The following is a 24,650-nucleotide window of genomic DNA, read 5'->3' as shown; positions in this document are numbered from 1 at the left end:
GCGCGGCTATGGCGGAATTGGTAGACGCACCAGGTTTAGGTTCTGGCGCCAAAAGCGTGGGGGTTCGAGTCCCTCTAGCCGCACCACCTCCCTTTTCAAAGACACCTGCTCGTTCAGGTCGCCATCCCGACCGGATGCCGCCGGAATGGCGTCGCATAATTGCCACTATTTTCCTACTCATTTGATTTTAAATATGTACGTACGCCCCCGCTTCGTTTATTAATGTTCACCTATATTCAAATTAAATTATTGATTTATATATCCTTACTTAAAACCATATCCGACATGAATTAGCAAAACTAATCGTCTCCCTTAGAACATATGCCTCGGCTCAGCTCTTTAAACGGGTCTATGCCGCTCCAAGATATGGCCCAGTTCAAGCCATGATCTGTTCAGGAGCATTCCCCATGTCCATCCGTGCCTCCCATCGCACACTGGCCGCCGCACTCACTGCGACGACGGCCCTCAGCTTGCTTTCCCTGCCTGCCTTCGCGCAGGAAGCCACCGCTGACAACGACGTCACCGAAGTGGTCGTCACCGGCAGCCGCACCCAGCCGCGCTCGCGCCTCGATACCCTTGCCCCCGTCGATGTGATCCGTAAGGACGCGCTGGATGCGCTGGGCTCGACTGAACTGGCGCAGACCCTGTCGCGCGTCGCCCCATCCCTCACCTTCCCGCGCCCGTCCGCCGTGGATGGCACCGACAGCGTGCGCCCGGCCTCTCTGCGTGGCCTCAGCCCGGACCAGACTCTGGTCCTGCTGAACGGCAAGCGTCGCCACACCTCGGCGCAGGTCAACACCAATGGCTCCGCCGGTCGCGGCTCGGCACCAGCCGACCTCAACGCCATCCCGACTTCGGCGCTCAGCACGGTCGAAATCCTGCGCGACGGGGCTTCGGCGCAATACGGGTCGGACGCCATTGCCGGCGTCGTCAACCTGCGTCTGCGCGAAGCCCGTTCGGGCGGCAGCGTCTCGGCCAGCTATGGCCAGTACAATACCGAGGTCAAAGCTGACCGCTCATCGCGCAAGGAAAACGACGGCCGCACCTATAATGTCGCTGGCTGGGTCGGCCTGCCGCTCGGCGAAGACGGCTTCCTGACCGTATCGGGTGAGTACCGTAACCGCGAAGCGACCAACCGCGCCGACACCGATCCGCGCGTCACACCCAACCGCGTGACCGGCCGTTATGGCGATCCGGAGCAGGAAAGCGTCGCCCTGTTTGCCAATGCCGCCAAGCCGTTGGAGAACGGCTGGAAGCTGTATGGCTTCGGCGGCGTACAGAGCCTTGAGTCCGAAAGCGCGGCCTTCTTCCGCCAACCGGGCAACAGCGGTAATGTCGCAGCCATCTATCCCAACGGCTTCCTGCCGCTGATCAATGTCAAGTCGAAGAACTATTCGGCGACCTTTGGCACCCGCGGGCAGTGGGGCGACTGGACGTCCGACTATTCGGTCAACTGGGGCCGCAACGAGCTGGAATACAACACGCTCAATTCGGTCAATGCCTCCTACGGCACGGCCTCCAAGACCAGCTTCTATGACGGCGAAGTGATCTATGACCAACTGGTGCTCAATGCCGACATCAGCCGTGAGTTCCCGATTGGCTTCTACAGCCCCCTGACCTTCGCGCTGGGCGTCGAAGGCCGCCACGAAAACTATCAGATCAAGGCCGGCGAGCAACAGTCCTGGGCGCTGGGCCCCATCACGTCGGCCACCGCCGGGGCGCAGGGCTTTATCGGCTTCCAGCCGTCAAATGCGGTCGATGTCAACCGCGACAATTTCGGCCTCTATGCCGAACTGAGCGCCACGGTCGTGCCGCAACTGAGCTTCGACTTTGCCGCCCGCGCGGAAAAATACTCGGACTTTGGTGACAACCTGTCGGGCAAGCTGTCGCTGCGTTACGAACTGACCGACAATCTGGCCCTGCGCGGTTCGGTGTCCACGGGCTTCCGTGCGCCGTCCCTGCAACAGCAGTACTTCACCTCGACGGCTTCGGTCGTGTCGGGCGGTGTCGTGGTTGAAACCGGCACCTTCCCGGCCTCGTCTGCGGTGGCCAGAGCGCTCGGCGCCCCGGCGCTGGAGGCCGAAGAGTCCACCAACTATGCGGCCGGCTTCGTCTATCGCAAGGGCCCGTTTGAGCTGACGCTGGATGCCTACCGCATCAATATTGATAACCGCATCGTCCTGACGGAAAACCTGTCGGGCACGTCGGAAATCACCGCCCTGCTGAAGCCCTATGGCGTGACGGCCGCCCGCTTTTTCACCAATGGCGTGGATAGCGAAACGACCGGTATTGATCTGGTAGCCAATTATCGTCTGCCGACCGACCATTACGGCCGCTTCAACTTCAACCTCGCCTGGAACAGCGGCAATACCGAAATCACCCGCCTGCCGGGTGCCAACACGGTGTCGAGCCTGCAAAACCCGCCGGCGCTGTTCGCCCGCATCCGTCAGTATATCCTCACCAACTCGACGCCTGAGAACAAGGGCAGCACTACGGTGGATTGGAAGGGCGGCAAGTGGAGCGTCAACGGTCGCGCCACGTATTATGGCGACGTGATCGACGCGGCGGCGAACTTCCCCAGCGATATCCACACCGGCGAAAAGACCCTGCTCGACCTGTCGGCCAGCTACAAGCTGACGGACAAGACCTCGGTCACCTTCGGCGCGGACAATGTCTTCGACGTCTATCCGGACAAGACGATCGCTTCGCTGCAAGGGTCACAGGGCGCGCTGGCCTTCTCGCGCTTCTCGCCCTTCGGCTTCAATGGCCGCTATCTGTATGCGCGCGTAACGCACAACTGGTAAGCGAAAACCGCTCCGGCCCCAGCCCCCGCAGACCTCTCTGCGGGGGCTTTTTTGTCTTTTCCTCCCGCGAAAGAGGGACTTGCGGTCTGCCAACTTCGTGGCATCATCGCGCCATGACAAAGCGCCTGATGACCTTCGCCCGCATGTTCGTTCTGACAGCCGCCGCGGCGGCCCTGACCGCCTGTGGCGGCGGAGGCGGCGGAGGTGGCGGCGGTTCGACCGCAACGGGATCGAGCGGTGGCGGAAGCGGCGGCGGCGGCGTCGCAGGCTGGGTCAGCGGCGTGTTTCAGGCCGCCAGCACCTTCAAGGACAAGTGCGAAACCGTGCGCACCGGCGTCGATATCGAGGGCAACCGCTTCCCGGACAAGGCCGGCACGGCGCTCGACGAAAAGAACTGGCTGCGCTCCTGGACGCGCGAAACCTACCTGTGGAACACGGAGGTCACCGACACCGATCCGGCCAGCGGCGGCACGCGGACGGCCTATTTCGCTACGCTGAAGACCACGGCCAAGACAGCGTCTGGCAAGGACAAGGACAACTTCCATTTCAGCGAGCCGACAACGGAGTATCTGGCGCGGCGCAATGCGGCGGCCACCGCCAGCTACGGCATGGAACTGACGGCCTATTCGACCACGACGCCGCGCGATTTCCGCGTTGTCTATACCGAGCCGGGCTCGCCCGCCGCCGGTGTAGTGCCGCGCGGCGCGCGCATCCTGACGGTCAACGGCATCGACCTTGTCAATGACAATACGCAGGCGGGTGTTAATGCACTGAATGCCGGGCTTTTCCCGACGGCGACCGGCACCTCCACGACCTTTGGGCTGCGTCTGGTCGATGGGTCAACAAAGACCGTCACCCTCACCTCGGCCAATGTCAGCCCCAAGCCGGTCAACAAGACGAGCGTCCTGACGGATGGTTCCTCGAAAATCGGCTATATTCTGTTCAACACCTTCAGCCCCTATTCCAGCGAAACCGAAATCGTTTCGGCCATGCGCGACATGCAGACTGCCGGGGTCAGCGACCTGATCCTCGATCTGCGCTATAATGGCGGCGGTCTGCTGGCGGTGGCATCACAGCTCAGCTACATGATCGCCGGCAATACGCGCACCGCCAACCGCACCTTTGAAACGCTGAAATTCAACGCGGCCGCCGGTAACACCAATCCCGTGACAGGTCAGGCCAACAACCCCGTGCCCTTCTACAATCAGGGGTTGGGCTTCACCGTAACGGCGGGAACGTCGCTGCCGACCCTGAATCTGTCGCGCGTCTATGTGCTGGCCACCGAAGACACGTGCAGCGCCTCGGAAGCGGTGATTAACGGTCTGCGCGGTGTCGGTGTCGAAGTCATCCTGATCGGCGGCAAGACCTGCGGCAAACCCTATGGCTTCTACCCGCAGGACAATTGCGGTGAGACCTACTACACCATTCAGTTTCAGGGCGTGAACGATCTCGGTTTTGGTGACTATGCCGACGGCTTCGTGCCGAACAACACCACCTCGGCCACGGGCGTCAAACTGCCCGGCTGCGTCGCCAGCGATGACCTGAGCAAGGAGCTGGGTCTGGCGACCGAGGGGCTGGTCAGCACGGCGCTCAGTTATCGCCGCACCCGTTCGTGCCCGGCCTCGGCCACCGCCTTCGCGGCCGCCAGTTCGGCGGTCCAGTCGGCGGGCCCGGTCAGCGGCGGCTCAGGCCCGGCCATAGTCCCGCCCAAATGGATCATGGACGTCAACCGCGACATGACCCTGCCGGGAGGTCGCTGATGCGCGGGCTCCTCCCTGCCGGTCTGTTGTGTGCGCTGGGGCTGGTGGGCTGTCAGACGATGGCGGCCGGAAAGGCCGTCCCCGCCAGCGTCGATCTGAGCGATCCGCAAACCGTCAGCCGTCTCAAGGCCGCTCTGGCCCCGGTGATCGGTCGGGCTAATATCGAGTTTGGTCCTTCGGCCGCCAGTCAAACGACCATGCTCGGAGTCCTGCCACCGCCTCTTGGGCCGCTGGAAACCCATTCCACTGCCGTGCCGACGGTCTTCGATGTGGTGCTTAAAGACGGCAAGTGTCTGGCCGTGCGGCACGATACAGGGGTCGAAACCGAGTTGAAGGGCGTCACCTGCCGCCCGGTGCCGGAATAGCTTATCCCCATTATTCACAGGCTGTGAATCGGAGTTAAGTGGACAGTCGCCTTTGCGCCGCATAGGGGCAGCGACAGCCCGTCCCTGACCTGCTTAAACACCGCAATGAACACCACCCTGCTCGACGCCCCCCTGCCCGTTTCGGCCGACACGCCCCAAGCCCTGCCGCACAATCTCGAAGCCGAACAGGCCTTGCTCGGCACGCTGATGTTCGACAACGGGGCCTATGAGCGCCTGTATGATGGTCTGAGCGCCCGGCATTTCTACGAGCCGTTTCACCAGAAGCTGTTTGCCACCATCGAAGAACAGATCCGTATCGGGCATCTGGCCGAACCCATCGTCCTGCTCGACAAGTTCAAGACGGATCAGGCCTTCAATGATCTGGGGGGTATCCGGTACCTGGCCGATCTGGTCGATCGCGCCCCGCCCTCGGCCAATGCCTCGGACTATGCGCGCGTCATCTACGATCTGGCGCTGCGCCGCGACCTGATCCGTCTGGGCGGCGAAATCGCCCGTTCGGCCACGCAGGAAGGCAATGGCCGCGAACAGATCGAGCGCGCCGAAGCCCAGCTTTATGAAATGGCCGAAAAGGGCACCTCCTCGACCGGCTTCAAGACCTTCTCCGAAGCCGTCACCGGGGCCATCTCCAATGCCGAAGAAGCCTTCCACCGCGACGGCGGCCTGTCGGGTCTGGCCACCCGCCTCGACGACCTCGACCGGCAGATTGGCGGTTTGCATAAGTCGGACCTGCTGATCCTCGCCGGGCGTCCGTCGATGGGGAAGACGGCGCTGGCCACCAATATCGCCATGAACGTGGCCAAGAAATACCGCTTCGAGATTCAGCCCGACGGCACGCGCAAGACGGTCGATGGCGGCGTGGTCGCCTTCTACTCGCTCGAAATGTCCGCCGACCAATTGGCGACCCGTCTGCTGGCCGATGCCTCCGGCGTCTCCTCAGACCGCCTGCGCAAGGGCGAAATCGACGCGGTGGAATTCGGACGGCTCAAGGACGCGGCGATGGAGATCGCCTCCTATCCGCTCTATATCGACGATACCGGCGGCCTCAGCCTCGCTAAACTGACGGCCCGAGCGCGCCGCCTGAAGCGCACGGCCGGCCTTGACCTCATCGTGGTGGACTACCTGCAACTGGTCACCACGGGCGACAGCAATATGAACCGCGTGCAGGAAATCTCGACCATCACCATGGGTCTGAAATCGCTGGCCAAGGAGCTTCAGGTACCGGTCATCGCCCTGTCGCAGCTCTCGCGTCAGGTCGAAAGCCGCGACGACAAGCGCCCGCAACTGTCGGACCTGCGCGAATCCGGCTCGATCGAACAGGACGCCGATATCGTCATGTTCGTCTATCGCGAAAGCTATTATCTGGGCCGCGCCGAACCCAAGGAAGGCACGCCCGAACACCTGCAATGGCAGGAGGATATGGACAAGCTGCGCGGCACCGCCGAAGTCATCATCGGCAAGCAGCGTCACGGCCCCATCGGCACGGTACGCCTGTCGTTCGACGAAAACGTCACGCGGTTTGGCAATCTGGCGCGTCAGGACCGGTACAGCAGCTACGAATAGAGTGGCGTATCTTACCGGCCAAACCGCCTTACTTTGCTCTATCGCTTCGCTGCCTGAGAGCGGGCGGCAATCTGGCGCGTCAGGACCGGTACAGCAGCTACGAATAGAAGAGTGGTGATATTCTCCACAGATAGCCACAAAGGTATTTAGGAACCACAGATTTCACAGATTTCACAGATGGTTGTGTTTCAAGCGGGAACCCAGAGCGGTGAAGGCTGAAAGGCGCGAAGCGCCAATCCGTGAAATCTGTGTAATCTGTGGTTTGAACTTCACTTTGCCCGCCCCGCGCTGAGACCATCTGTGTGCATCTGTGGAGAACCGTCCCGACACAAAAGTTCGCAGTTTGTTCTGGATTTTTGCAACCACTCAGGCTATCGGTTGCGCAGCATAAACCCCGTTGCGCGAGCGAATCATGTCCAAGGCTCAGGCCGTCTTTGTCTGTCAGTCCTGCGGGATGACCCACACCAAATGGGCAGGTCAGTGTTCGGGGTGCCTGAGTTGGAATACTCTGGTGCAGGAGAGTTTTTCCGCCCCGCCGGGCAGTCTGAAACCCGAAACCTCACCTTCGAAAATCTCAAGGCTTTCAAAGCTCAACTTTGAAACTCTTGATGCGCCGGACGAGGCGCCTCAGCGCATGGTGACGGGCATAGAGGAGTTCGACCGGGTGTGCGGTGGCGGCATTGTGCCGGGTTCGGCCATCCTGCTGGCCGGTGATCCCGGCGTTGGCAAATCGACCCTGTTGTTGCAGGTCACCGCCCACGCGGCGCTGCGCGGCCTGAAGGTTGCCTATATTTCGGGCGAAGAGGCCGTTGAGCAGGTGCGCGGGCGGGCCTCACGCATGGGGGTCAGCAAGGCCCCGGTCGATCTGGCCGCTGAAACCTCGCTGCGCACCATTCTCGATGCGCTGAAACGCGATACCTACGACCTCGTTATCATCGATTCCATTCAGACCCTGTGGTCGGACGCCATCGACGCGGCGCAGGGCTCAGTGTCCCAGGTGCGGGCCTGCGCCGGGGAACTGGTGCGGCTGGCCAAGAAGAACCGTATCGCCATGATCCTGGTCGGCCATGTCACCAAGGAAGGCCAGATCGCCGGACCGCGCGTCGTCGAACACATGGTCGATGCCGTGCTGTCGTTTGAGGGCGAGCGCGGCTATCCGTTCAGAATCTTACGCGGGTCCAAAAACCGTTTTGGAGCCACTGATGAGATCGGCGTGTTTGAAATGGGCGACGGCGGTTTGCGCGAAGTGCCCAACCCCTCCGCCCTCTTCCTCGGTGACAATGATGAGCGCTCATCGGGTTCGGCGGTGTTCGCGGGTATCGAAGGTTCGCGTCCGGTACTGGTCGAAATTCAGGCGCTGGTGGCCCCCTCGGCCCTGGGCACGCCGCGGCGCGCCGTGGTGGGGTGGGATTCCGGGCGGCTGGCCATGATTCTGGCCGTGCTGGAATCGCGCTGCGGCTTGGGCTTCGGCGGTAAGGACGTCTATCTCAACGTCGCGGGCGGGCTAAAGATCAACGAACCCGCCGCTGACTTGGCCGCCGCCATGGCGCTGGTCTCTGCCCTGCTCGATCAACCCTTGCCGAAGGCGTCGGTTATCTTCGGGGAAATCAGTCTGTCGGGCGAGGTGCGCGGCGTGTCGCGCATGGAAGCGCGCATGAAAGAGGCGCTGAAACTGGGCTTTTCCAACGCCATCGCCCCCGTCGCCGCTCAGGACAATGCACCGTTCGAGGTCAAAACCTACTCGCATCTGGTCAATGCCATGAGCGCCTTTGACCTCCAAAATTAGAGCCTTAGTCGGCTCAGTTGAGCCGCCGCATGGCTCTAATTTTTTGTAACACCTCATGTATTTCCGAAAAGTGGTGTCCACTTTTAGGCATGAGGTTTAAATCAGGGCTATCGCTTTTTTATAAAAAAGGCCAGAATGGTTAATAGGCGCCGGTAACGCCGGTACGGGTTTAAAGCCATTGTGAGGGGACGCACATGCAAGGCTACGATCTGATCTTTCTGGGCATATTGCTGTTTTCCTGCCTGTCGGGCTTTACGCGCGGCGCGACGCGCGAAATCGTCGGTACGGCCTCCTTTATTCTGGCTATCCTGATTGCCATCTGGCTGGCACCGTGGCTGCAAAAGACCTTTAATCTGGGTGAAATGTTCGCGCTGGTGGTGATCATCGTGGTATTCATCTCTACCTATTTTGGCATCCGCGCGTTGGGCAACTCACTGTCGGAAAAGGTCAACAAGCAGCAGATGATGGGCTATGCCGACCGCACCCTTGGGGTGGCGTTTGGCGTATTGCGCGCCCTGGCCATTCTGGGCTTTATCCATTTGCTTTTTTCGGTCGTACTGCCTAAAGGAAAGCCCGACTGGTTCACCGAAGCCAAGGTCTATCCTTTGAGCGTTCAGTGCGCCAAGGCCATCGTGTCGGTAGCGCCTTCCTGGGCGAAATATGCCGACAGCGTGGCGTCGCCCAACCAATAGGTGATATGGGACTGCTGGGCGTAACCGGGGCTTCCATTTCTCCTTATACCGACTATATGGAGGCAGCCCCTCCCCTGTCTCGCGTCAGGCCTTCACCGGCCACAAAGGTATCGCCATGCTGACCTCGCCCTCGGAACTGTCGGATAGCTTCGTTTCACGCGATCCCGACGACGACAGCCTGCGCCTTGAATGCGGCGTGTTCGGCATCTACGGCATGGAGGACGCCTCGGCAGTCACCGCGCTGGGGCTGCACGCCCTGCAACACCGCGGACAGGAAGCCTGCGGTATCGCCTCGTGCGACGGCCGCCGCTTCTACACCGAACGCTCGCACGGTCTGGTCAGCGACGTCTTCACCGATGCCGACCTGATCAAGCGCCTGCAAGGTCACGCCTCCATCGGTCATACGCGCTATTCCACCGCCGGCGGATCGCACCTGCGCAATGTGCAGCCTATGTTCGCCGATCTCGATTCGGGCGGCATCGCCATCGCGCACAATGGTAACCTGACCAACTTCATGTTTCTGCGCACCAAGCTGGTGGCCGAAGGCGCGATCTTCCAGTCCACCTCGGACTCCGAAGTCATCCTGCACCTGATCGCGCGCTCGCGCAGCCTCAAGATCATCGACCGCTTCATCGACACCCTGCGCGATATCGAAGGCGGCTATGCGCTGGTCGCCATTACGCGCAAGGGCATGATCGGGGCGCGCGACCCGCTGGGTATCCGCCCGCTGGTAATCGGCAAGCTGGGCCACGCCTATGTGCTGGCTTCGGAAACCTGCGCGCTGGACATGATCGGCGCGGTTTTCGTGCGCGATGTCGAGCACGGCGAAGTGGTACAGATCGACGAGGAGGGTCTCAAATCGTTCAAGCCGTTTGAGCGCAAAGCCGCCCGCCCCTGCCTGTTTGAATATGTCTATTTCGCGCGACCGGATTCGGTTGTGAATGGCAAGTCAATCTACGAAGTGCGTAAGGCGATGGGCCGTCAACTGGCCATCGAGCACCCTGCCGATGCCGATATCGTCGTGCCAGTGCCGGATTCGGGCGTCCCGGCGTCACTGGGCTTCTCCGAAGAATCGGGTCTGCCGTTCGAACTGGGCATCATCCGCAACCACTATGTCGGCCGCACCTTCATTCAACCCACCCAGAATATCCGCGATCTGGGGGTGCGAAAGAAGCATTCGCCCAACCGCGTCGTACTGGAAGGCAAGAAGGTCATCCTGATCGACGATTCCATCGTGCGCGGCACCACCTCAGTGAAGATTGTGCGCATGGTGCGCGCCGCCGGGGCCAAGGAGGTCCACCTGCGCTCGGCCTCGCCCCCCATCCTGTGGCCCGACTATTACGGCATCGACATGCCCGACCGCGCCAAACTGCTGGCGGCGCAACATTCCATCGAGGAAATGCGCCAGATGCTGGAATGCGATAGCCTGGGCTTCCTCTCGGTCGATGGTCTGTATAAGGCGATGGGCCATGACGGCCGCAACAACGATCAGCCGCAATATACCGACCACTATTTTACCGGCGACTATCCGACCCGTCTGACGGACAAGGAAATCGCCGCCGAGGCCGAAGCCAGCGGTCAGCAATTGTCGCTTCTGGCCAATACCCACTAAAAAATAAGAAGGACAGGGCGATGAAGACGGGGGCGATGACCGATACCCTTTTGCAGGGGCGTATCGCCCTGATCACCGGCGCGTCGCGCGGCATTGGCCGGGCGACGGCGCTGGGTCTGGCGCGCGCCGGGGCGCATGTGATCGCCTGTGCCCGCACGACCGGCGCGCTCGAAGAGCTGGATGATCAGATATTTGCCGAAACCGGTCGTCACGCCACCCTGATCCCGTTTGACCTCGCCGACGGGGCCGCGCTGGAGCGTATCGGCGGGGCGATCTATGAACGCTTCAAGAAACTCGACATCTTTGTCCATGCGGCGGCCACTCTGGGGTCGCTGACCCCCGTTTCGCACTATGAGCCCAAGGATTTTAACCGCGTCATCACGCTGAACCTCAACGCCACCTACCGTCTGATCCGTCAGCTTGAGCCGGTGATGAAGCTGTCGGATGCCGCACGCGCCATTTTTGTGTCGTCAGGTGCGGCCTCAAACCCGCGCGCCTTCTGGGGGGCCTATGCCGCCTCAAAGGCCGGGATGGAGGCGCTGGTACGCACCTGGGCCGATGAGATGGAAGTCACCTCCATCCGCTGCGCCCTTGTCAATCCGGGGGCCATGCGCACCCGAATGCGCGCCGAGGCGTTTCCGGGCGAAGACCCCGAAACCCTGCCCTTGCCCGAAGAGATCATCCCGCTGATGGTCGAGCTGGCGCGCGCCGACCGCGTCCCGCCGCTGGAGACGATCGCGTTCCGGGAATGGGCTCATTCCGGCCACGCATAACCGGTCAAGTTTTTTCCAGAAAAACAAAGGTTTCCGGTTCACTTTTTGTGGGATTCGGGTCAAATAAACGCATGACCCAGGCCATGCTCACGACCAACCTCACCTTCCCCAAACCCGACAGCGCCGCGCTTCTGGACGAACTGTCGCAGTACGTCATCGCCGAGCCCTATCCGTTCGTCGTCGATCTGGAAGCGTCGCGCGGTCTGGAGCTGGCGACCGTCGATGGCGACCGCATCACCGACTGGTGCGGCCTCTATGGGTCGCGCCTGATCGGCTACAACCACCCGCGCCTGTATGAGCCCGACTATATGCGCCGGCTGGTGGTCGCGGCCAATACCAAGATGGCCAATCCGGACTTCCTGACGCGCGAATGTCTCGACTATTACCGCCTGCTGCACGCCCTGCGCCCCAAATGTATGCGCGGTGAGCGCGTCGAGGTCTATGCGGTGAATTCCGGCGCCGAAGCGGTTGAGAACATGATGAAATACCTCATCAATCTCCACCACAAGAAGATGCAGGCGCAGGGCAAGACGGTCCTCAATCACCGTTTCATCTATTTTGAGCAGGCCTTCCACGGGCGCACCGTCTATGCGCTCAATATCACCAAGCTGTCGAACGACCCCATCGCCACCCGCGACTATCAGGGCCTGATTCAGGGCAATCTTCAGGTGCCCTTCCCTGAGTATGACAGCCGCCGCCGCGAAGCGGACAATCAGCGTGAAGTCGATAAGTGTCTGGCGACACTCGACTATCTGATGTCCACCTATCGCGATGAAATCGCCGGGGTTATTCTTGAACCGCTTCAAGGGGCCGGTGGCCATCGTCTGGCCCTGCCGCGCTTCTATCAGGAGTTGTCGCGCCTGTGCCACCACCACGGCATCGCCTGGGGGCTGGATGAGGTGCAGACCTCCGGTGGACAGACGGGTGAGGTCTTCTCCATCGACCTGTTTGACGTCCCCCACCCGCCGCAGGCCGTCGCCACGGCCAAGAAGTTCGGCAATGGCGTCGTCTATATGCTCAATTCGATGGACGATATCGGCGTCCTCGATTCGACCTGGGGCGGCACCTTGTCCGACATGGTGCGCTTTTGCGAGGAATGGCGGATCGTCGAGGACGAAGGCCTGCTGCAAAACGTCGAAAGCAAGGGCGCGCGCCTGTTTGGCGGGCTGAACAGCCTCGTTGAAAAATACCCCGACACCCTCGGCAATGTACGCGGACTGGGCCTCTATCAAGGCTTCAGCCTGCTCTACGCGCCGAACAAGGGGCGGCTGATCGACATGGCGCTGGAGCAGGAGAAGCTGTTGCTGCTGGGGGCAGGCACCGACTCGATCCGCTTCCGCCCGCCTCTGGACGTGACGGAGGCCGAGATCGACGAGCTGATCCGCAAACTGGGCAGACTGCTGGGGCAATTATGAGCGAGCGCCGTTTTCAGTTAGTCGATGTCTTCCATTCCGGGCCGTTCAGCGGCAATCCGGTGGCCGTGGTGCTCGACGCCGGGGGCCTGACGACCGAAGACATGCAGCGCATCACGCGCTGGTTCAACCTGTCGGAAACGACCTTCCTGCTGCCGCCGGAGACGCCCGGAGCCGATTACCGCGTGCGTATCTTTACGCTCGATCGTGAATTGCCCTTCGCCGGTCATCCGACTCTGGGCTCGGCCCATGCGTGGCGTCTGGCAGTCGGTTCGGACAAGACAGAGGTGGTGCAGCAATGCGCAATCGGTCTGGTCCGCGTGCGCTTTGATGGCGACCGTCCAGCCTTTGCCGCGCCGCCGCTGGTGCGCAAGGGCCCGCTTGATGCGGCCAAACGGTCCGAAATTGTCGAGGTGCTGCGTATTGAGCCGGACGACATCCTCAGCGCCGAATGGGCCGATAACGGGCCCGGCTGGGTGCTGGTGCAACTGGCCTCCGCCGAAGCCGTACTGGCCGTCGATCCGCTGCGTTATCTGGATCGCCGCGTTGAAATCGGTCTGGTCGGCGCGCATCCGGCGGGGCACGAGGCGGCGTTTGAAATCCGCGCCCTGTTCAGCGACGCCACGGGCGGCATTATCGAAGACCCGGTGACGGGCTCGCTCAATGCCTCGGTCGCCCAGTGCCTGCTGGCCGATGGTCGCGCCACCGCGCCCTATGTCGCGGCTCAGGGGACGAAGCTGGGCCGCGCCGGGCGCATCCATGTGTCAGAAGCCGACGGCGATATCTGGATCGGCGGCGAGACGCGCACCCTGTTTAGCGGCACCGGGAGTTTTTGAGGACCACAGCCTTCAAAGTAAGGCTGACAGCCGCAAAATGCCTATCACCGAGCCTTCTCCGATGAAGCCTACCGCCGGCGTCAGAGCTTCTGCCGCCTGACCTGATTTGGAAAAACCAATCAGGAACAGGTCGTTATATCCCAGATAGTTTTCTGCAAACCACGCCCAGCCAAATTCCTGCCCTATGCAGAAGTCCAGAGCGGGCACAGGGTGGCATTGAGATGGCGACTCAAGTGCGGTCGTTTGGAGGATCAATTGATCCGTATCTGGGTCAACGCTTAGGGATAAGCCCATACCGTCACAGGCGAAGACTATGCGATCAGGTCGAGCATCAGGCACGGATTGATCATCAAAGTACCCATAAATGGCCTGAATACGCCGCCCCTGAAAGACTTCCCAATCAAGGCGACGCATGGCTTACCGCTTCCCCTTGCCCGCGGGTTTGCTGCGGCCGCCGGGAGCGGCGGCACCGGGCTTGGTCGAAGGCCCAAGGCTGCGCGAGGTGCGTGATTTGACCACCACCTTAGGTGTTGAGGGCATACCCTTGGGCTTCTGCTTGACACGGTTGGGGTGAGCCGGCTTTTCGCCCGGCTTGACCTTCGGCTTGGCGCGCACGCGCGGTGGGCCGCTGGTATCCTTGCTGCCGCCTTCATCGAAGGGATTGACCCCGGCATTGGCCTTGACGCTCAGGCGAATAGGCACGCCCGGCATATCAAAAGATTCGCGCAAGCTATTGATAAGATAGCGTTGATAGTGGGCCGGCATGGCATAGGCGCGGCTGGCGAACAGCACAAAGGTGGGCGGACGCCCCTTGGTCTGCGCCATATATTTCGGCTTGATGCGCTTGCCATCTACGGCGGGGGGCGGGTGACGCTGAATGGCCAGTTTCAGCCAGTCATTGAGGTCGCGCGTCTTCACCTTGGCCGACCAGTTGCGATAGGCCTTGAGCACCGCAGGCATCAGGCGATCGAGCCCGCGCCCGTTCAGCGCCGACAGGGCTACGAACGGAGCCCCGCGCAGTTGCGGCAACATGCGCTCGGCGATTTCGCTGAGTTCGTGCAAACGCGCCTGCGGTTCTTCGACCGTATCCCATTTGGAGATGACATAGATCAGGGCGCGGCCTTCGCGTTCGACCAGATCGGCGATCTGAAGGTCCTGCGTTTCAAAGGCGTTTTCCTGATCCATGACCAGTATCACCACCTCGGCAAAGGTGATGGCGCGGATGGTGTCGGCGGTCGAAAGCTTTTCCAGCTTTTCCTGCACGCGCGCCTTGCGCCGCAGACCCGCCGTATCGACGAGGCGAATCTTGCGCCCTTCATATTCCCAATCGACCGAGATCGAATCGCGGGTAATCCCCGCCTCCGGCCCGGTCAGCAGGCGGTCTTCGCCCAGCAGGCGGTTGATCAGGGTCGATTTGCCGGCATTGGGACGCCCGATAATGGCGATGCGGACGGGCTTGGTGTCCTCATCCTCGTCTTCGTCCTCATCGGCAATGAAGTCGCCTTCGATCAGTTGGCGGTACTTTTCCAGCGCCTCATAAAGCTCGGAAATCCCCTCCCCGTGCTCGGCCGACAGGTGCAGCGGCGCGCCGAAGCCCAGAACGTGCGCCTCTTCGGCCCCGGCAAAGCCGGCGTGGCCCTCGGCCTTATTGGCGATCAGGATGACCGGCTTGTCCTTGAAGCGCAGGATGTCGGCAAAGATGCGATCGAGCGGCACCACGCCTTCGCGGGCGTCCATGACGAACAGGGCAACGTCGCATTCCTCGATGGCCTTTTCGGTCTGCTGGCGCATCCGCGCTTCCAGCGAGGTATCGGCCACGTCCTCGAAACCGGCAGTGTCGATGAGGTCGAGATCGATGTCGCCGATATGGCCCGAAGCGTAGCGGCGGTCGCGCGTCACGCCGGGCTGGTCATCGACAATGGCCAGTTTCTTGCCCGCAAGGCGGTTGAACAGGGTGGATTTGCCGACGTTCGGACGGCCGACAATGGCTATTTTTAAGGTCATGAGGGGGTTATTACAGGAGATACTGTGTAAAAAAAAGAAAAGATGCAGGAGGGGAGCCTCCTGCATCCGAATGGTCATCGCTTTCGGTTGGCTTACTGAACGGCGATCAGCTTCGCCTTGTCGGTCAGGACGAACAGCTTGTCTCCCACCACGATGGGGGCCAGATAGGCCGCATCACCCAGTTTCAGCGTCTCTTTGCGCGCCCCGGTCTTGGGGTCGAAAGCCACCATTTCGCCTTCGGAATTGACCATGATCAAGCGGTTGGAGGCCAGAATCGGGCCGGTCCACACCGGCAGATTCTTGACCTTCTTTTCGCCGCCCATACCAAAGAAGCTTTTCTTGGTCTTGGCGCGGCCCTGATTGAGATCGACCAGCCAATAGACCTGACCCGACGCGGCATTGGCCGCCATCAGCTCGCTTTGCAAGGTCGAGAGATAGACAGCATCGCCCGCCACCCACGGGGCATTGGTCGAATCGGCGCTGACCGACCAGCGACGCTGACCCGACTTGGCATCCAGCGCCGAGAAGACGCCCGAATGGCTGGCCGCATAGACGAGGTTATTGGCGACCAGCGGGCGACCGGAAATGTCGCGGATTTCCGACAGGGCGTTGGTGCGCGTCGATTGCGCCAGGGTCTGGTTCCACACCTGCTGACCGCTATTGGCGTCGATACCGACCAGTTCACCCGAAGAAAACGGCGCGATAAACAGGTTCTCATAGATGGCCGGAGCGGTGGTGCGCAGGATGCGCGCCGGTTCGACCAGCGCCTGATAGGTCCAGGCGGGTTCACCCGTTTCCTTGTTCAGCGCAATCATCTGGTTATCGACGTCGCTGAAGACCACCACATTACCATTAACGGCCGGCGCGGCGCGCAGCGGGCTGTCGAACGTCTTGGTCCACAGCACCTCGCCCGACGCAGCATCAAGCGCGGCGGCCAGACGGAAGCCGGAAGTGACGTAGAGCTTACCCCCTGAAACGGCCAGACCACCGCCAAAGGCGTCCTTGTCGCGGCGGATGTCCGGATTGAGGTTCCGCGTCCACACTTCGTTGCCCGAATTGACGTCGAAGGCGCGAATACGCGCTTCGCCGTCCATGGCGTAGATCAGCTTGCCATCCGATACCGGCGAGGCGACGACCTGAGTGGTGCGTGACGATCCCGCCCCCACCGACTTCGACCAGGCGATCTTGAACTGCTCGGCTGCGGCGGCGTGCTCGACCGTCGTGGTCGGGCCGCTGGCAAAAGGCCAGTCAGCGACCGGTTGCGGCGACGGCAGGTAGAAGTCCTTGCCCGCCAGACGTTCGGACGGCTGCACCTTTTGCTCGAAGGCGACGATGGACATGCGCTCGCCCTGCGTGGCGACCTCTTTCGGCTCTTCTTTTTTGAGCGGATTGAGGTTTTGGATGGTCGAGCAGCCCGAAAGCCCCGCGCCCAGCACCAGCGCCATAGCCGTGGCGGTCAGGATACGACCGGTTTGGTGGCCATTATGGTGGGAAGTCTTTGCCGTCATCAGGGCTTTCTCATCAAGGCGAAGTTAGTCGGGTGTGTCGTTTACTGTTGCGGCAGGCTGAGCGGGGCGGCCATCTGCGGCTGCGCCTTCACTTCCGGCAGCTTGATCGCCTGACGCGCCACTTCGGCTCCGCCGGAATCGATCAGGGCCACCGCCATCTGGGCGCGTTGCTTGAGCGGATCAGAGGCGTCGAGCGAGAAGGCCAGCGCCTGAAGGTCGCCGCGCGCGCCCTGAAGGTCGCCCTTCTGGATCTTGGCCATGGCCAGCGCTTCCTTGGCCAGAGGCGCGTAGGGACGGCCTTCCTTGGTCAGCGGCGTCAGGCGCTTCTCGACGTCCTCAAAAGACGCCTTGTCCATGATCAGGAAGGTGGCTTTCAGCGTCGCCAGATCGGCAATCAAGGGGTCCGAAGAGACCTTCGACGCCTCTTCCAGCAGCTTAACAGCTTCGTCGGTCTTGTTGTCCTCAACGGCCAGCCCGGCCAGTTGCGATAGGGCCAGCGCCTTGTAGCCCGGTGCGCCCGCGTCCACGACCTTCTGGAAATCGGCCTTCGCCGCCGCCTTATCGTTCTTGGTCAGGGCTTCCTGAGCGGCCACATAGGCCTCAGACGCCTTGCTCACGCGTGAAGCGTCCCACGACGTATAGCCCCAGAAGCCCAGAGCCCCGATCAGCGCCACAGCCAGTGCACCGCCTACGAAAGGGGCGCTCTTTTTAGCGATGGCGGCCCAACGGTCCTGACGCAGACCTTCTTCGGCTTCCTCGAAAATATCGCTCACGTTTATTCCTTGTCTCAGAACACACTGACGGGACCGCAGCGCGGCGGTCACCGGTAAATCTGGCGCGAACCTAGCCGCAACAGGCCGGATGCGCAATGATGATTAAAGCATGCCCCGAAAAAGTGGAAACCGGTTTTTCCAACAGGGCATGCGACCCCAAAAGATGACGCCCCATCAGAGCTGTCATTCTACTTCGCAAAATATGTCTCTTGTGGGGCCGGAAAGTCGCGGCTTTTGACATCTTTGGCGTAGGCGGCGGCGGCCTCACTGATGGTTTCGCGCAAGGCGGCGTAGCGGCGCACGAATTTGGGGGACCAGTCGAACTGCCCCAACATGTCATCGACGACCAGTATCTGCCCGTCACAGGCTGCCGAGGCGCCGATACCGATGGTGGGGGCCTTGACCGCCGCGGTGATTTCTCCGGCCAGATCGGCTGCCACGCCCTCGATCACGATGGCAAAGGCTCCAGCGGCGTCGGTATCGCGGGCTTCCTGAAGGACTTTTTCGCGTTCTTCGGGGGTGCGACCCTTGGCACGGAAACCGCCATCGACATTGACCGCCTGCGGACGCAGACCAATGTGCCCCATGACCGGGATACCGCGCTGCGTCAGATAGGCGATGGTGCGGGCGACCGTCGGGCCGCTTTCGACCTTGACCGCCTGCGCCCCGGTTTCTTTCAGCAGGCGGGCGGCATTGTCAAAGGCCACTTCCGGATCGCCTTCATAAGAGCCGAATGGCATATCGACGACAACGAAGGCGCGTTTAGCCCCGCGCATCACCGCCTGACCATGCAGGATCATCATCTCCATCGTCACGCCCAGCGTGTTGGGCAGACCGTGCACCACCATACCGACGCTGTCGCCGACCAGCAGGATATCGCAGTGATTATCGAGAATTTCGGCCATCGGCGCGTCATAGGCGGTCAGGCTGACCAGAGGCGTACCGCCCTTGCGCGCATAGATTTCCGGCGCGGTCAGACGCTTGACGGGGGATGGGGTATGGCTGCTCACCTTAAGGGCACCTTTCGCTCAGCCGGGAGGACCGGCAGGAAATGGGCCTATATCCCCTCTTCACGCATGTTGACGAGGTACAGGCCGACGATGCTCATACATAGCGAAAAGCTGATCCAAAAAAAGAGGGGCGACTGGGCGAAGGCCAAATAATCCGTGGACTTGCTTAAGGCGAGCGCCAGCCAGTTGGCGACGTTTTCCACCAGTTCGCGCCCAAAGCCGAGGCTGGCCTCGAAGGTGGCGTCCGGGGCCGCCGCCGGGCGCGTCGCGGCCTGCGCTGTGGACGACAGGCCGGGCAGACGCACAAGCTGGGTCAGGGCGTAAAGCCCGCCCAGCAGACCCGCCAGAGCGATCAGGCCCTGACGCAGCCAGTTTTTGGCGCCCAGGCGGCGCATCACCCGATCCTGAAACGCCGGTTCGTCATCGAAACGCATGGGCGTCTGGAACAGATGGTAGAGGTCTTCATCCTTCATGACATCACCTTTCGATAACCGCGGGCACGGCTTCGGCCATGTCCAGCATGGCCCTCAATTGCGTCAATCCGCGTTTGATATGGCTCTTGACCGTCCCCAGCGGCAGGCCCGTCTCATTCGACACGTCCTGATGGCTGAGCCCGCCGGAAATGTTCAGCGTGACGCACAGGCGCTCCGCCGGTTTCAGCCGCGACAGGGCCCCGTCCAGATCACGCGCCGCCCCCTCGTTCTGACCGGCCTGATGCAAGTCCGGCGCGGTCTCATAGGGGGTAACATCCTCGACCAGCAGATATTTCTGCGTGGTCTTGACCTTTCGCAGATAGCGGCGGGCGGCGATCATCTTGAGCCAGTTGAGAAACGGACCATCGGCCCGGTACTCGGTCAGGCGCTCATAGGCCGTGATAAAGGCCTCCTGCGCCATATCGTCCGCATCGGCCCCCTGCGCCCCCATGCGCCGCAGGTGCGTGCGCAGGGCCGCCGAGTGCCGCCGCACCAGTTCACCGAAGGCATCGGACGCGCCCAGCACCGCCTGAGCGATCAGGTCATGATCGCTCAGATGTCGGTAACCGGCAGCGCTGGAAGGGGCGGACATGGCGGGTCGATCCTGAAAGCGTTACGGTTCAGGACTTCTTTTGATTGTTCAGGCCGACAATGCCCATGATCAGCAGGGCAACCCCGATAAAGCCGGGAATGGCCGCAATACCGGACAGGGTCTCAAACGTGTAGTCATTGCCGACATAGTCCATCACCACCAGCCCCAGAGCCACAGCCATCAGGATCAGACCGGAGCGGATATCATTGACCGGCGTTTTCATCTTGCCGATCGTTGCACCGGACTTTTGCAGGCTGTCAAGATACTCCGGCGGCAGGGGCTGTCCCTTTTCGATGGCCATTCGGATGGTCTTCTGCACTTCCGCCCGGTCCTTGGCGCGGAAGTACATGACGATGCCCACGATAAAAATAGGCATCAGGATAGAGATGATGGGGATGAGAAGTGCCGCTTCGAAACCGTGCATGTTACGATCTCCCTTGAGAAAGTGTCAGGCGAAAATCCGCCTCTGTAGGATAAGAGGCGCGGACAGGGCCATTTGGATGCACAGATAAGTATTAAATAAAATTCATCCCGCAGAGGGCGCTCCCTCTTCTGAGATCAGGCAAACAGCGCCGCATAGACCTCCGGCTTGAAGCCGACGGTGATCGTACCGTCCTTATCCAGCACCGGACGCTTGATCATCGACGGATTGGACAGCATCAGGCGGATGGCCTTGGCCTCGTCAATGTCGGCCTTATCGGCGTCGGGCAGAGCCTTGAAGGTCGTGCCCGCCTTGTTGAGCAGGACGGTCCAGCCCACCGCCTTGACCCAATCCTTCAGATGCGCCTCATCAATAGCTGCGACCTTATAGTCGTGAAAGGCATAGGCCAGCCCCTGCCCGTCCAGCCACACCCGCGCCTTCTTCATCGTATCGCAGTTTTTGATGCCGTAGAGGGTTAAGGCCATGAGGGGACTCCTGTCTGTAAACTGAGCCCCCTCCCTAAACGGCTTACACCCCGTCCTCAAGGCTGAAACGATCGGCCTTTTCATCATAGTCGAAGGCCTCGGCATAACGCCCCCACTGAACCACTGAACGCAGGGTCTGCTGCGCAAAGGTATCAGACATGTGGGTCTGCAACTGATCGCGCACGCGCCGCGCACTCAGCCCGGCTTCACCGCCGGTTTCCAGCGCGTGGCGGATATGGGTCGCCAGCGGCACATGGGTCAGAAGCTGTTGCCGGAACAGGTGCTTGCGCCCATCGACATCGGCCTCAACAAAGGCCTGACCGACGGGCAGCAGCAGGAAGGCGGCGAGATCGGCGAAGGACACACCGTAGCGGTCGGCGCGGGAGGCGCGCACGAGCGGACGCGCGCCCTGACTATCTTCGAAAAAGAAGACCATCGACTTACCTTTGATACTGAGGCCGCAAAGCCCGCTATCGGTAAGCCGGAAACCCGTTTAGTCAGCCCGCTCACGCGTCAGGAGCGTGAACTTCACCAGTTCCTCCATCACATCAACGATGCGGTCGTAATACGCAGAGGGCTTCATCCGGTCGTTTTCGTAGAACTCGGCGAAGGCCTTAGGCACGGACGACTGGTTTGGGATGGTAATACAGCGCATCCAGCGCCCAAGCACGCGCAGCTGGTTGACTGTATTGAAGGACTGGGAGCCGCCGCTGACCTGCATCACGGCGAGGGTTTTACCTTGTGTCGGTCGGATCGATCCCAGAGCCAGGGGTATCCAGTCGATCTGGGATTTCATGACGCCGGTCATGGCACCATGCCGTTCGGGCGAACACCACACCATGCCTTCGGCCCACTGCACCAGATCCCGCAGTTCCTGGACCTTGGGGTGGCTGGTTTCGGCGTCATCGGGCAGCGGCAGACCTGACGGGTTGAAAGTCCGCGTCTCCGCTCCAAGGCGTTGGAGGATAACTCTTCGTGCTTACCGCTCAGGTCGCATTTGTCCGGCGTGGACGGACCGACCTGCACCGCAAACTGGGCATGGCCGCGATGATGGTGGCCGGGTCATTTTGGTGTTGGGGCCTCTAACAGCAATCTACGTCCAGGCTCTTCGTCTGGACACGCCAGCCTCCTGGCTCGCCTTTTTGCCAATACCGATGGCAGCCATGCTGAATAAAGCGCATCCCCATTTAGTCCTTATTCAGGTACCCAATGTCTCGTGACCTTCTGGCACCATAAGATCCCCAACACGAAAACGGCCACCCGTAATGACCCGTGCGGTGATCCCGCCACGTCCACGCACGGCGTTATAACCACCGACCCCAAATATCTCTTCCATGCGCGAGCAGGGATGGCATTCGCCGGTGTATTCCAGCACCGCTACACCCAACTGGAAGCGCTTATCCTTCAGCGCCAGCAGGTTGATCCCTGAGGTGACGACGTTGCGCCGAAGCGCGTGCGCCTGCACGGACACGCCGAGGAAGCTTGCGATCGCATGTATGTCCTCCTGGCCGATAAGCGTCAGGTGCCGGTTGCCACTTCGTCCCTGATAATGGTCACCGATTAAGCCAACCTCAGGTGACAGATGGGCCTCGTCCGCCACGATCATGTCACCACGCCGTTCCGGTCGCAGACCTATCCACTGCACCGTGCCGGGGCGCACCGGAGCCTGCAGGAGATGAGCGAGACTGGACTTGGGATGAAAGGCCATGGTGGAGGGCATCCGTCACGAGCAATTTTGGCCGTCAGCTTAGTCACGTAACCGTTTGCGCAATCTCAGGGTGGTGAGGTGCGGACGGCCTACTTCAACGCTTCACCCGCAAAGATGCCGGTGAGTGGCGTCGGTGCGTCCGAAGACACGGCCCCGCGGTACATGCCGAGATCATTGATCGCAAACACCGCCCTGCCATCCTTATCCATGGCAATCAGACCGCCATCGCCGCCCAGAGCCCCCACCGACATAATTGTGTTATAGGCGGCCTGATCAATCGTTTCCTTATTCCAGCGCACGCGGTCACAGACCTGCCGCGCGGCGCTGTCACGAATGAAATACTCACCGGTTCCCGTCGCCGAAACGGCGCAGTCCCCGTCGCGGGCATAGGTGCCCGCCCCGATGACCGGGGCATCACCGATGCGGCCCCACTGTTTCCCCATCAGCCCGCCCGTCGAGGTGGCGGCCGCCAGATGGCCGTCAGAGTCAAGCGCGACGACGCCGATGGTGCCATAGAGGTGCGACCGGTCGATGCCCGCCAGATTCTTCGCCTTCCAGGCCTCAAACGCCTTCTGGCGCTCAGGTGTCAGGAAATAGGACGGATCGACCTGCTCAAGCCCCTGCGCCACCGAGAAGGCGTCCGCGCCTTCCCCAGCGAGAAACACATGGCGCGTCTTATCCATCACCCGGCGCGCCAGACGGATAGGGTTTTTTGTGCGCGTGACACCCGCAACCGCCCCCGCCTTCATCGTGCCGCCGTCCATGATGGCGGCATCGAGATAGGCCTTACCATCGGCGGCAATGACCGCGCCCCGGCCGGCGTTGAACAAGGGATCGTCTTCCAGCACGCGCGCCGTGGCTTCGACGGCCTCAAGCGCGCTTCCGCCGCCCGCCAGCACCTTCTGCCCCACCTCAAGCGCCTGCGTCAGAGAGGCCCGATAGCGCGCCTCCTTCTCCGGCGGCATGTTGGCGCGCTCAATGACCCCTGCCCCGCCGTGGAGGGCCAGCGACCAGTGCAAGCGCTGTGTCACCACACCGTCTTTGACGTCATAGGTGCGGGTGAAGGCCGGGTTACCGACCGCCAGCGTCCGGATGTTAAAGGTTGAGGATTTGCCGATACCTATAACAGAAACCCCTTGCAGGTTCAGCGGCTTGCCAGGTTCGAGGTCTGTCACCTCACCGCCCGCAACCAGCCACGCCTTGCCATCCTTGTCGGTGTGGACACGCGCCGTGCCGTCGGCTTCAACAGTCAGCGCGGCTTCTTCGTCTATGCCAAGCCCCACCAGCGGCTGGGCATAGCGCACGGTGGGCGAGGCCCTGAGTTGATTAGCCTTGACCACAAAGGCAAACAGACGGCCCAGACGGTCACGTTCGGCAAAGTGGCTGTCGGTGACAATCCGGGTCAAAAGCTCGAAATGCAGGAAATCACCGACCATGGTGACCGCTGGCCCCAGCGGGTCTTTCAGCGCCTCCGGCGAGGTGACGCTGCCGCCATCCATAGCCCCGTAGGCCCAGCTCCCCTGCACCGCCAGCCCCGCACTGGTGCCGCCCAAAGGCTTTCCGGCTGCGACATGGGCATCGATCAGTTGATTCAGCGGCGTCCCTTTCCAGTAACGCACGTAGCGCGCCTGATCCCCACCGGCCAGAAAGATGCCATCGGCCTTGCGAACCGCCGCCAGAAGTTTCGGGTCAGAGGCCGCCTTCCGATCGGTGAACAAAAAGGTGCGAACGCTCGTGACACCCTTAACGCCGTTATAGAATTCGTCCTGCGATTCCGTCGTCCCTGAGGCGCGCAGCACCACGATATGGCCGTTGCCGGCGCGATTGACGAACCAGCGAAACGCCTCATAGGCCCAGTCCCCGCCGCCGGACATCAAAAGCCCGCCCTTCACCTCACCGGGGGTCGGGCGGCTTTCATCCCCAATAACAAAGGTCTTGTAGCCCGGCCCACCTGTCCAGCTTTTGGGTTTCGCCTGCGCGGGCAGGGCCATAGCCAGAACACACAGGGCGAGGCTCACGATCAGACGGCGCATTTCAGTCTCCTGTGCGGTATGT

Annotated in this window: 22 protein-coding genes, 1 tRNA gene and 1 pseudogene; 11 read left to right on the top strand and 13 right to left on the bottom strand. The window is 61.5% G+C overall.

Features of this window, described 5'->3' with window-relative positions; all coding sequences use genetic code 11:
- Nucleotides 1-2 precede the first annotated feature (2 nt).
- The 11 genes from EM6_RS13500 (at nucleotide 3) to EM6_RS13450 (ending at nucleotide 13,621) form a co-directional block, all read left to right on the top strand.
- Nucleotides 3-86, top strand: a tRNA-Leu gene (locus EM6_RS13500).
- A 321-nt stretch (nucleotides 87-407) separates the two neighbouring features.
- Nucleotides 408-2,804, top strand: coding sequence for a TonB-dependent receptor plug domain-containing protein (locus EM6_RS13495; RefSeq protein ID WP_126423679.1), 2,397 nt, complete (start codon nucleotides 408-410; stop codon nucleotides 2,802-2,804).
- Between the two features lie 128 nt (nucleotides 2,805-2,932).
- Nucleotides 2,933-4,564, top strand: coding sequence for a S41 family peptidase (locus EM6_RS13490; protein ID WP_232037175.1), 1,632 nt, complete (start codon nucleotides 2,933-2,935; stop codon nucleotides 4,562-4,564).
- On the top strand, nucleotides 4,564-4,929 hold the full coding sequence (locus tag EM6_RS13485) for a hypothetical protein (RefSeq protein WP_126423677.1): 366 nt from the start codon (nucleotides 4,564-4,566) through the stop codon (nucleotides 4,927-4,929). The genes EM6_RS13490 and EM6_RS13485 overlap by 1 nt, the downstream gene beginning before the upstream one ends.
- Nucleotides 4,930-5,034: 105 nt before the next feature.
- Nucleotides 5,035-6,510 carry a replicative DNA helicase gene (locus tag EM6_RS13480; protein WP_126423676.1) on the top strand — a complete coding sequence of 492 codons (1,476 nt, stop codon included), beginning with the start codon at nucleotides 5,035-5,037 and terminating at the stop codon, nucleotides 6,508-6,510.
- A 412-nt stretch (nucleotides 6,511-6,922) separates the two neighbouring features.
- Complete coding sequence (gene radA, locus EM6_RS13475; RefSeq protein ID WP_126423675.1) at nucleotides 6,923-8,296, top strand: DNA repair protein RadA; 1,374 nt, start codon at nucleotides 6,923-6,925, stop codon at nucleotides 8,294-8,296.
- 194 nt (nucleotides 8,297-8,490) lie between these two features.
- Nucleotides 8,491-8,988: a CvpA family protein gene (locus EM6_RS13470; RefSeq protein WP_126423674.1), complete on the top strand. Its 498-nt coding sequence runs from the start codon at nucleotides 8,491-8,493 to the stop codon at nucleotides 8,986-8,988.
- Nucleotides 8,989-9,103: 115 nt separating this feature from the next.
- On the top strand, nucleotides 9,104-10,600 hold the full coding sequence (gene purF / locus EM6_RS13465) for an amidophosphoribosyltransferase (protein ID WP_126423673.1): 1,497 nt from the start codon (nucleotides 9,104-9,106) through the stop codon (nucleotides 10,598-10,600).
- Nucleotides 10,601-10,635: 35 nt separating this feature from the next.
- Nucleotides 10,636-11,373: an SDR family NAD(P)-dependent oxidoreductase gene (locus tag EM6_RS13460; RefSeq protein WP_126423672.1), complete on the top strand. Its 738-nt coding sequence runs from the start codon at nucleotides 10,636-10,638 to the stop codon at nucleotides 11,371-11,373.
- 71 nt (nucleotides 11,374-11,444) lie between these two features.
- The gene (locus EM6_RS13455) at nucleotides 11,445-12,788 is read left to right on the top strand and encodes an aminotransferase class III-fold pyridoxal phosphate-dependent enzyme (RefSeq protein ID WP_126423671.1); all 1,344 of its coding nucleotides are present in this window, start codon (nucleotides 11,445-11,447) and stop codon (nucleotides 12,786-12,788) included.
- Nucleotides 12,785-13,621 carry a PhzF family phenazine biosynthesis protein gene (locus EM6_RS13450; RefSeq protein ID WP_126423670.1) on the top strand — a complete coding sequence of 279 codons (837 nt, stop codon included), beginning with the start codon at nucleotides 12,785-12,787 and terminating at the stop codon, nucleotides 13,619-13,621. Before EM6_RS13455 ends, EM6_RS13450 begins: the two co-directional genes overlap by 4 nt.
- A gap of 12 nt (nucleotides 13,622-13,633) precedes the next feature.
- On the opposite strand, the gene EM6_RS13445 is transcribed toward EM6_RS13450, so the two are convergent.
- The 13 genes and pseudogenes from EM6_RS13445 to EM6_RS13385 all read right to left on the bottom strand — a co-directional run bounded on the left by EM6_RS13445 (nucleotide 13,634) and on the right by EM6_RS13385 (nucleotide 24,628).
- The gene (locus EM6_RS13445; protein ID WP_126423669.1) at nucleotides 13,634-14,035 is read right to left on the bottom strand and encodes a DUF6334 family protein; all 402 of its coding nucleotides are present in this window, start codon (nucleotides 14,033-14,035) and stop codon (nucleotides 13,634-13,636) included.
- A gap of 3 nt (nucleotides 14,036-14,038) precedes the next feature.
- The gene (gene der, locus EM6_RS13440; protein ID WP_126423668.1) at nucleotides 14,039-15,625 is read right to left on the bottom strand and encodes a ribosome biogenesis GTPase Der; all 1,587 of its coding nucleotides are present in this window, start codon (nucleotides 15,623-15,625) and stop codon (nucleotides 14,039-14,041) included.
- Nucleotides 15,626-15,717: 92 nt separating this feature from the next.
- Nucleotides 15,718-17,133 (bottom strand): PQQ-like beta-propeller repeat protein, encoded by a 1,416-nt coding sequence (locus tag EM6_RS13435; RefSeq protein ID WP_126423667.1) that lies wholly within the window; start codon nucleotides 17,131-17,133, stop codon nucleotides 15,718-15,720.
- Between the two features lie 41 nt (nucleotides 17,134-17,174).
- The gene (locus EM6_RS13430) at nucleotides 17,175-17,906 is read right to left on the bottom strand and encodes a tetratricopeptide repeat protein (protein WP_126423666.1); all 732 of its coding nucleotides are present in this window, start codon (nucleotides 17,904-17,906) and stop codon (nucleotides 17,175-17,177) included.
- A 188-nt stretch (nucleotides 17,907-18,094) separates the two neighbouring features.
- Nucleotides 18,095-18,916 carry a 3-methyl-2-oxobutanoate hydroxymethyltransferase gene (gene panB, locus EM6_RS13425; RefSeq protein WP_126423665.1) on the bottom strand — a complete coding sequence of 274 codons (822 nt, stop codon included), beginning with the start codon at nucleotides 18,914-18,916 and terminating at the stop codon, nucleotides 18,095-18,097.
- Between the two features lie 47 nt (nucleotides 18,917-18,963).
- Complete coding sequence (locus tag EM6_RS13420; RefSeq protein WP_126423664.1) at nucleotides 18,964-19,389, bottom strand: hypothetical protein; 426 nt, start codon at nucleotides 19,387-19,389, stop codon at nucleotides 18,964-18,966.
- Between the two features lie 4 nt (nucleotides 19,390-19,393).
- Nucleotides 19,394-19,981, bottom strand: coding sequence for an RNA polymerase sigma factor (locus EM6_RS13415; RefSeq protein WP_126423663.1), 588 nt, complete (start codon nucleotides 19,979-19,981; stop codon nucleotides 19,394-19,396).
- Nucleotides 19,982-20,009: 28 nt separating this feature from the next.
- Nucleotides 20,010-20,405, bottom strand: coding sequence for a DUF6249 domain-containing protein (locus EM6_RS13410; protein WP_126423662.1), 396 nt, complete (start codon nucleotides 20,403-20,405; stop codon nucleotides 20,010-20,012).
- A gap of 134 nt (nucleotides 20,406-20,539) precedes the next feature.
- Nucleotides 20,540-20,887, bottom strand: coding sequence for an ArsC family reductase (locus EM6_RS13405; protein ID WP_126423661.1), 348 nt, complete (start codon nucleotides 20,885-20,887; stop codon nucleotides 20,540-20,542).
- 43 nt (nucleotides 20,888-20,930) lie between these two features.
- Nucleotides 20,931-21,323 (bottom strand): AAA-associated domain-containing protein, encoded by a 393-nt coding sequence (locus EM6_RS13400; protein ID WP_126423660.1) that lies wholly within the window; start codon nucleotides 21,321-21,323, stop codon nucleotides 20,931-20,933.
- Nucleotides 21,324-21,386: 63 nt separating this feature from the next.
- Nucleotides 21,387-21,854: pseudogene (arsH, locus tag EM6_RS13395) on the bottom strand (arsenical resistance protein ArsH); the annotation flags it as partial.
- A gap of 231 nt (nucleotides 21,855-22,085) precedes the next feature.
- On the bottom strand, nucleotides 22,086-22,595 hold the full coding sequence (locus EM6_RS13390; RefSeq protein WP_126423659.1) for an MOSC domain-containing protein: 510 nt from the start codon (nucleotides 22,593-22,595) through the stop codon (nucleotides 22,086-22,088).
- A gap of 89 nt (nucleotides 22,596-22,684) precedes the next feature.
- A complete protein-coding gene (locus EM6_RS13385) occupies nucleotides 22,685-24,628 on the bottom strand; it encodes an isoaspartyl peptidase/L-asparaginase (protein WP_126423658.1) in 1,944 nt (647 codons plus the stop codon).
- Between the last annotated feature and the right edge of the window lie 22 nt (nucleotides 24,629-24,650).

The organism is Asticcacaulis excentricus, assembly GCF_003966695.1.
Lineage (GTDB): Bacteria > Pseudomonadota > Alphaproteobacteria > Caulobacterales > Caulobacteraceae > Asticcacaulis > Asticcacaulis excentricus_A.
Note: the sequence above shows the minus strand (reverse complement) of the source record. Positions and strands in the feature narration are given on the sequence as shown.

Excerpts from the sequence above, each read along its gene's own strand:
- radA (WP_126423675.1), top strand. The coding sequence starts at position 6,923 with ATGTCCAAGGCTCAGGCCGTCTTTGTCTGTCAGTCCTGCGGGATGACC.
- EM6_RS13410 (WP_126423662.1), bottom strand. The coding sequence starts at position 20,405 with ATGCACGGTTTCGAAGCGGCACTTCTCATCCCCATCATCTCTATCCTG.
- EM6_RS13485 (WP_126423677.1), top strand. The coding sequence starts at position 4,564 with ATGCGCGGGCTCCTCCCTGCCGGTCTGTTGTGTGCGCTGGGGCTGGTG.
- EM6_RS13455 (WP_126423671.1), top strand. The coding sequence starts at position 11,445 with ATGACCCAGGCCATGCTCACGACCAACCTCACCTTCCCCAAACCCGAC.
- purF (WP_126423673.1), top strand. The coding sequence starts at position 9,104 with ATGCTGACCTCGCCCTCGGAACTGTCGGATAGCTTCGTTTCACGCGAT.
- EM6_RS13400 (WP_126423660.1), bottom strand. The coding sequence starts at position 21,323 with ATGGTCTTCTTTTTCGAAGATAGTCAGGGCGCGCGTCCGCTCGTGCGC.
- EM6_RS13480 (WP_126423676.1), top strand. The coding sequence starts at position 5,035 with ATGAACACCACCCTGCTCGACGCCCCCCTGCCCGTTTCGGCCGACACG.
- EM6_RS13415 (WP_126423663.1), bottom strand. The coding sequence starts at position 19,981 with ATGTCCGCCCCTTCCAGCGCTGCCGGTTACCGACATCTGAGCGATCAT.
- EM6_RS13420 (WP_126423664.1), bottom strand. The coding sequence starts at position 19,389 with ATGAAGGATGAAGACCTCTACCATCTGTTCCAGACGCCCATGCGTTTC.
- der (WP_126423668.1), bottom strand. The coding sequence starts at position 15,625 with ATGACCTTAAAAATAGCCATTGTCGGCCGTCCGAACGTCGGCAAATCC.
- EM6_RS13470 (WP_126423674.1), top strand. The coding sequence starts at position 8,491 with ATGCAAGGCTACGATCTGATCTTTCTGGGCATATTGCTGTTTTCCTGC.
- EM6_RS13495 (WP_126423679.1), top strand. The coding sequence starts at position 408 with ATGTCCATCCGTGCCTCCCATCGCACACTGGCCGCCGCACTCACTGCG.
- EM6_RS13405 (WP_126423661.1), bottom strand. The coding sequence starts at position 20,887 with ATGGCCTTAACCCTCTACGGCATCAAAAACTGCGATACGATGAAGAAG.
- EM6_RS13385 (WP_126423658.1), bottom strand. The coding sequence starts at position 24,628 with ATGCGCCGTCTGATCGTGAGCCTCGCCCTGTGTGTTCTGGCTATGGCC.
- EM6_RS13445 (WP_126423669.1), bottom strand. The coding sequence starts at position 14,035 with ATGCGTCGCCTTGATTGGGAAGTCTTTCAGGGGCGGCGTATTCAGGCC.
- EM6_RS13390 (WP_126423659.1), bottom strand. The coding sequence starts at position 22,595 with ATGGCCTTTCATCCCAAGTCCAGTCTCGCTCATCTCCTGCAGGCTCCG.
- EM6_RS13435 (WP_126423667.1), bottom strand. The coding sequence starts at position 17,133 with ATGACGGCAAAGACTTCCCACCATAATGGCCACCAAACCGGTCGTATC.
- EM6_RS13490 (WP_232037175.1), top strand. The coding sequence starts at position 2,933 with ATGACCTTCGCCCGCATGTTCGTTCTGACAGCCGCCGCGGCGGCCCTG.
- EM6_RS13450 (WP_126423670.1), top strand. The coding sequence starts at position 12,785 with ATGAGCGAGCGCCGTTTTCAGTTAGTCGATGTCTTCCATTCCGGGCCG.
- EM6_RS13460 (WP_126423672.1), top strand. The coding sequence starts at position 10,636 with ATGACCGATACCCTTTTGCAGGGGCGTATCGCCCTGATCACCGGCGCG.